The sequence below is a fragment of the Leisingera sp. F5 genome (genome assembly GCF_001593695.1).
In genome coordinates this window covers 1-2132 of sequence record NZ_LUKH01000553.1, presented here as the reverse complement: position 1 = coordinate 2132, position 2132 = coordinate 1, and the positions used below count along the sequence as shown (strand labels likewise).

Below are 2132 nucleotides of genomic sequence, written 5' to 3'. Positions count from 1 at the left end.
CCGCTTTTGTCCGGCCTGGCCCGCCGCACCCAGCAGCAGCAGGACGCCCTGGCCCGCTCTCCGGTTCTGTCCGGCTATGGCGAAGGCGCGGCCATCGCCCTCCAAGCCGCCGCCGCGCCCAACAGCTTCAAGGGGCTCGTCACCGTGCAATTCGATGCATCCCCTGTGCCCTGCGCAGGCAACGCCCTGGAAGACGCGCAGGCTGGCAAGGCCCCGGTGCGATGGCTGGACATCGCGCAGCCTGCTCTGGCTTGGACATCCTGCCTCTTACCATTCACCAGCAGGCGGTTGCGCCAGCCAGAGATACCTACGCCATCTTTCTGTCCGGGGATGGCAGTTGGGCCAATTTTGACGAGCAGCTTGTCCGACTGGCTGGCAGCACGGGGCATCCCGGTGGCCGGTATCTCCAGCTTGCGCTACATGTGGCAGGAGAAACGCCCAGAGCAGATCGCCGCGGATCTTGTCCGCATCGACTCTCATTTCCGCCGCGCGTTCAGGCAGGACAAGATTCTGCTGCTGGGGTTCTCGCTTGGCGCCAGCACCCTGCCCTTCGCCGCCGCAGTGTTGCCAGAGGATTTTCTGGCTCGGCTGGCAGGTGTTGGCCTGATCGCGCCTGAGACCCATACCGGTTTTGAAATCGTTGTTGGCGGATGGCTGGGCCGGCAGACCGGCTCGGTTGAGGTGGCCCCGGCGATTGACGTTTTAGCCGCCAGCCTGCCGCCTGAACGGGTTTTGTGCCTGTATGGCCTCAAGGAAACCGTCAGCGCCTGCCCGCTTGTGCGGCAACCTGGTGCTCAACGGCTGGAGTTCAACGGCGGGCACCACTTGGGCAAAGATTACAGCCGCATTGCCGATGCCCTCGCAACGTTGGCGTCTTCAGGTCCCTAGCCCCGGAACCCCGGCTGCGTGACACGGGATTTCCGGCTGCACGGCCTGAAGACAATGAGCTGCCGGAAGGACAGTGTCCCCGTCAGGCTCGCAGCCCATCCTCCACCACCGCCGGGATGCAAGCCTGTTGCAGCATCGCCGCCAGCTCCATGAACCGGGAAACAAACTGAGTGTCTCCCGGCAAATTCCAAACCGGCCCGCTGTCCGTTGAACGCTAAAGTTTTAAGTACTCTGCAGCAAAAAGCATCCAGTCGGCCTTAAGCCCCTAAAACACCTGTAAAACACTGTAAAAAAACACTTTTCCCAAAAAATCAGTATTCTCAAAAAAATAATCCGGCATTTACAGCCTATCAATTCAGCGTTTTGCGTCAGGAACTGCCGAAATCTGCCGCATATAAAGGCAATCTCAATATTTCTCACGCATGAGAAACTCCGTATCCAATATAACATTCACTATATGTTATATGCCCCTCCTTAAGTGGGTTTGCACTGAAGTACACTTGCGTTTTGCGTGTATTCTTGTTTGGGGAAAAAAATGTCATTACGATCGCAAATCCTTGCACTGATCGCTGTCCCGTTCATCGCGCTGGCTGGTATCGGCGGCTTCAAAGCTTTGACGGATTGGGACCGCTTCCAAAGTGCACAGGTCTCGCAGGAACAGACCCGCGAATCCGTGGCTCTGATGAAAGTTGTCCACTTCCTGCAGGTTGAGCGCGGCTTGTCAGCAGTTTACCTGTCCTCGGCCGGGCAAGCCGGCACGGCTGATCTGACTGATACCAGGACCGAAGTGGACGCTGCTGTGCAAAATGTTCCGCAATCGGCGGCCAGCATCGTAGAACATTTGGATCAGCTTGCGGCATTGCGCGGCTCAGTCACTTCGCAAGAGCTGACACCGGGCCAGATGGGGGCCCGCTATTCCGCAATGATCGCCAGCATTCTACAAGACACAGGCAACCAGCTTCTGCATCAGAAAAACGCAGAGTTGGCACAGCTCAGCGCCGGTCTCGTCAGCCTCGCCTACGCCAAGGAAGCTGCAGGCCAGCAGCGGGCTGCCGGTGCTGCGGGCTTTGGCCAAGGCAGTTTCAACCTGAACATCTACAGTTGGTTCACCGGAACAAATGCCGTGGAGAAACAGCTTCTCGACATCGCGGGCCTTGCATTTGGCCAGATGCTGCCTGAACTGAACATCCGCCAGGGCCTGGAACCAACCGGACTGCCTGGCATCCGCACCGAAGTTCTGGAGG

Annotated in this window: 2 protein-coding genes; both read left to right on the top strand. The window is 58.5% G+C overall.

Translation table 11 applies throughout. The features are described 5' to 3' along the window. The coding region (locus A2I95_RS33165; protein WP_291736670.1) for an AcvB/VirJ family lysyl-phosphatidylglycerol hydrolase at positions 1-888 on the top strand (888 nt) is incomplete at its 5' end. Between the two features lie 535 nt (positions 889-1423). After that, the coding region (locus A2I95_RS33160) for a nitrate- and nitrite sensing domain-containing protein (RefSeq protein WP_291736668.1) at positions 1424-2132 on the top strand (709 nt) is incomplete at its 3' end.